The sequence below is a fragment of the Pseudomonas sp. 05T35 genome (assembly GCF_056396605.1).
Window position 1 is genome coordinate 1 of sequence record NZ_JBFTLU010000556.1, and the last position, 4,261, is coordinate 4,261.

At 54.9% G+C, this 4,261-nt stretch carries 3 protein-coding genes and 2 pseudogenes; all 5 read left to right on the forward strand.

The features are described from left to right. Positions 1-9: 9 nt before the first annotated feature. The 5 genes and pseudogenes from ilvN (at position 10) to msrQ (ending at position 3,931) form a co-directional block, all read left to right on the forward strand. Positions 10-501 (forward strand): acetolactate synthase small subunit, encoded by a 492-nt coding sequence (gene ilvN, locus AC1DH9_RS27110; protein ID WP_003205610.1) that lies wholly within the window; start codon positions 10-12, stop codon positions 499-501. 48 nt (positions 502-549) lie between these two features. Next, the gene (gene ilvC, locus AC1DH9_RS27115) at positions 550-1,566 is read left to right on the forward strand and encodes a ketol-acid reductoisomerase (RefSeq protein ID WP_003185459.1); all 1,017 of its coding nucleotides are present in this window, start codon (positions 550-552) and stop codon (positions 1,564-1,566) included. 144 nt (positions 1,567-1,710) lie between these two features. Further along, a pseudogene (gene pssA / locus AC1DH9_RS27120) lies at positions 1,711-2,553 on the forward strand (CDP-diacylglycerol--serine O-phosphatidyltransferase); the annotation flags it as partial. Continuing rightward, positions 2,538-3,311, forward strand: a pseudogene (gene msrP / locus AC1DH9_RS27125) (protein-methionine-sulfoxide reductase catalytic subunit MsrP); the annotation flags it as partial. The pseudogenes pssA and msrP, both read left to right, overlap by 16 nt. After that, entirely contained in the window at positions 3,311-3,931 is a 621-nt protein-coding gene (gene msrQ, locus AC1DH9_RS27130) for a protein-methionine-sulfoxide reductase heme-binding subunit MsrQ (RefSeq protein ID WP_477809132.1), read from the forward strand. The pseudogene msrP and the gene msrQ, both read left to right, overlap by 1 nt. The last annotated feature ends 330 nt before the right edge of the window (positions 3,932-4,261 follow it).

The following is a 4,261-nucleotide window of genomic DNA, read 5'->3' on the forward strand; positions in this document are numbered from 1 at the left end:
TACGTAATCATGCGGCATATTATTTCCTTGCTTCTGGAAAACGAACCGGGCGCTCTGTCTCGTGTAGTCGGCCTGTTCTCGCAGCGCAACTACAACATCGAGAGCCTGACCGTGGCACCTACCGAAGACCCGACCCTGTCGCGTCTGACGCTGACCACTGTTGGCCACGATGAAATCATCGAGCAGATCACCAAGAACCTGAACAAGCTGATCGAAGTGGTCAAGCTGGTCGACCTGTCGGAAAGCGCTCATATCGAGCGCGAACTGATGCTGGTCAAGGTCAAGGCCACCGGCGCCCAGCGCGCCGAGATCAAACGCACTACCGATATTTATCGTGGGCAGATCGTCGATGTCAGTGCCAGCGTGTATACCGTTCAATTGACCGGTACCAGYGATAAGCTCGACAGTTTCATTCAGTCGATCGGCACTGCCTCGATTCTGGAAACCGTACGCAGTGGCGTCACCGGGATTGCCCGTGGCGACAAAGTACTCAGCATCTAAACCAAATTAGCGAATGGCCTGAACGGCCTGGATATATAGGGGAAATTCATGAAAGTTTTCTACGATAAAGACTGCGACCTGTCGATCATCCAGGGCAAGAAAGTTGCCATCATCGGTTACGGTTCCCAGGGCCACGCTCAAGCGTGCAACCTGAAAGACTCCGGCGTTGACGTTACTGTCGGCCTGCGTAAAGGTTCGGCCACTGTTGCCAAAGCCGAAGCACACGGCCTGAAAGTGACTGACGTTGCTTCCGCTGTTGCTGCAGCCGACCTGGTCATGATCCTGACCCCGGACGAGTTCCAGTCTGCCCTGTACAAGAATGAAATCGAGCCGAACATCAAGAAAGGCGCCACCCTGGCCTTCTCCCACGGCTTCGCGATCCACTACAACCAGGTTGTGCCGCGCGCTGACCTCGACGTGATCATGATCGCGCCGAAAGCTCCGGGCCACACCGTGCGTTCCGAGTTCGTAAAAGGCGGCGGTATCCCTGACCTGATCGCTATCTATCAGGATGCTTCCGGCAACGCCAAAAACGTTGCACTGTCCTACGCTGCTGGCGTTGGCGGTGGTCGTACCGGCATCATCGAAACCACCTTCAAGGACGAGACCGAAACCGACCTGTTYGGCGAACAAGCCGTTCTGTGCGGCGGTACCGTTGAACTGGTCAAGGCCGGTTTCGAAACCCTGGTTGAAGCTGGCTACGCGCCAGAAATGGCCTACTTCGAATGCCTGCACGAACTGAAGCTGATCGTTGACCTCATGTACGAAGGCGGTATCGCCAACATGAACTACTCGATCTCCAACAACGCCGAATACGGCGAGTACGTTACCGGCCCTGAAGTCATCAACGCTGAATCCCGTCAGGCTATGCGTAATGCCCTGAAACGTATTCAGGACGGCGAATACGCCAAGATGTTCATCAGCGAAGGTGCTACCGGCTATCCTTCGATGACCGCCAAGCGTCGTAACAACGCTGCACACGGCATCGAGATCATCGGCGAGCAGCTGCGCTCGATGATGCCGTGGATCGGTGCCAACAAAATCGTCGACAAAGCCAAAAACTAAGTCACGAGTTTGTACAGAAAACGCGGCTTAGGCCGCGTTTTTTCGTTTGAGTGGTCGGTTCTGGTATAAAGCTGCATCGTTTGCGGCCGAACCGTTGTCGCTGACACCTGTCGAAACTTTCCACACCGTTGCAAGGTAATGTCCATGAGCGAACGTCCCGAAGAGCCAAACCAGGCCTCTGACGCCGAAAGCCTGCTACCCATCGATGAGCATGTCGAAGAAGGGCATGACGCTGAAGGCCGTAAAGTCCGGCATCGTGGTATCTATCTTCTGCCGAATCTGTTCACTACTGCGAACCTGTTCGCAGGGTTCTATTCCATCATCAACTCGATGAGCGCACAGAGCGCCTTGAGTGCCGGTGATGCTGCAAGTGCGAGCAAGTACTTTGCTTTTGCGGCGATCGCGATTTTCGTCGCCATGGTCCTCGACGGCCTTGATGGCCGGGTAGCGCGCATGACCAATACCCAAAGCGCCTTCGGTGCCGAGTACGACTCGCTGTCGGACATGGTCGCCTTTGGTGTCGCRCCGGCATTGCTGGCATTTGGCTGGGCGCTGGGGGATATGGGCAAGGTTGGCTGGATGGTTGCCTTCATCTATGTTGCGGGCGCGGCATTACGTCTGGCGCGCTTCAATACTCAGGTCGGCACTGCGGATAAACGTTACTTCATCGGTCTGGCCAGTCCGGCGGCTGCCGGTGTAGTTGCAGGCATTGTCTGGGCATTCAGTGATTACGGGATTCAGGGCTCCAAGATGTCCTTCCTGGTTGCGCTGATGGTTGCCGCCGCCGGGATGCTGATGGTCAGCAATATCAAGTACAACAGCTTCAAAGAGCTGGACCTGAAGGGGCGTGTACCTTTCGTGGCGATCCTGGCTGTGGTGCTGGTGTTTGCGGTGGTCTTCAGCGATCCGCCACGCATTCTGCTGCTGGTTTTTCTCGCCTATGCAGCTTCTGGCCCGGTGCAGTACTCAAGGATGAGGCGATCACGCCATTCAAGGACGCGACGCACTACAACAACTTCTACGAGTTCGGTACTGACAAGGGCGATCCCGCGCAGAACGCTGGCGCGCTGAAAACCGAGCCGTGGTCTGTGGTTGTCGATGGTGAGGTGAATAAGCCAGGGCGTTATGCGCTGGAGGACTTCATGAAGCCGTATCAGTTGGAGGAGCGCATCTATCGCCTGCGCTGTGTGGAAGCGTGGTCGATGGTGATTCCGTGGATCGGCTTTCCCATCTCGGCGTTGCTCCGTCAGGTCGAACCGACCTCCAAGGCGAAATACATTCGTTTTGAAACTTTGCAGGACCCCAAGACCATGCCGGGGCAGCGCTCTGGTTTTGCCTTGATCGACTGGCCTTATGTAGAAGGGCTGCGTCTGGATGAGGCGATGAATCCGTTGGCGATTCTTGCGGTCGGCATGTATGGCCGTGAGCTGCCCAACCAGAACGGCGCTCCGTTGCGCTTGGTGGTGCCTTGGAAATACGGGTTCAAGAGCGTCAAATCCATCGTACGTATCAGTCTGGTCAGCGAGCAGCCGAAAACCACCTGGCAGAGCATCGCGTCCGATGAGTATGGCTTTTACGCGAACGTGAACCCGACGGTTGATCATCCGCGTTGGACTCAGGCCAGGGAGCGGCGCCTGCCTAGCGGGCTGTTCAAGCCTAATGTGCGTGAGACACAGATGTTCAATGGCTACGCAGATGAAGTCGCGTCTCTCTATACAGGCCTCGATCTGCGGAAGAATTACTGATGCGCTTTCCAGTGTGGCGCATTAGCGTCTTTATAGTTGCATCGGTGTGGCCATTACTCTGGCTGTATGAAGCCTGGAGTTTTGCCTTGGGGCCGGATCCCGGGAAAGTGCTGGTGGATCGACTGGGGTTGGGGGCTTTGATCCTGCTATTGGTCACCTTGAGCATGACGCCTATACAGAGGCTGACAGGATGGGCGGGGTGGATTGCCATTCGGCGGCAGCTCGGGCTGTGGTGCTTCGCTTACGTTGTTCTGCATTTGAGTGGCTATCTGGTTTTCATTCTCGGTCTTGATTGGTCTCAGTTGGGGGTAGAGCTGAGCAAGCGGCCGTACATTATTGTCGGCAGTCTGGGATTCCTTGGTCTTCTGGCGCTGGCGGTTACATCCAATCGTTATAGTCAGCGACGATTGGGTGTCCGTTGGAAAAAGTTGCATCGCTTGGTCTATGTGATTCTTGGCCTTGGATTGCTGCATATGCTTTGGATAGTTCGGGYGGATCTAAAGGAGTGGGTGATCTATGCATCTATAGGCGCACTGCTATTAATGCTGCGAGCACCCTCTGTAATGCGCCGAATCCCTCGTTTAATGACCAGAAATGCACCTTCTGCAACAAAAGCGTAATTAACCCTTGACGGCAGATTCTGGACGTCTATAATTCGCCCCACTTCCGGCGCAGTCGAAACGGAAAACTCCTTGGTAAACAAAGAGTTACGCGGTTTTCGGCAGTGGTTACGCTTCAGTTCATCGAAGYCCGAAGGAGTTGAAAGAGCGGTGTTGTTTGGCTCTTTTARCGGTTCGATCGTCTCGGTCGAAAGCGGAGAAAAAGAGGTGTTGACAGCAGCGAGTAACGCTGTAGAATTCGCCTCCCGCTAACGAGAGATCGGAAGCGCAAGTGGTTGAAGTTGCAAAGGAAACTTTGAAAACTTCTGAAAATAACCGCTTGACAGCAAC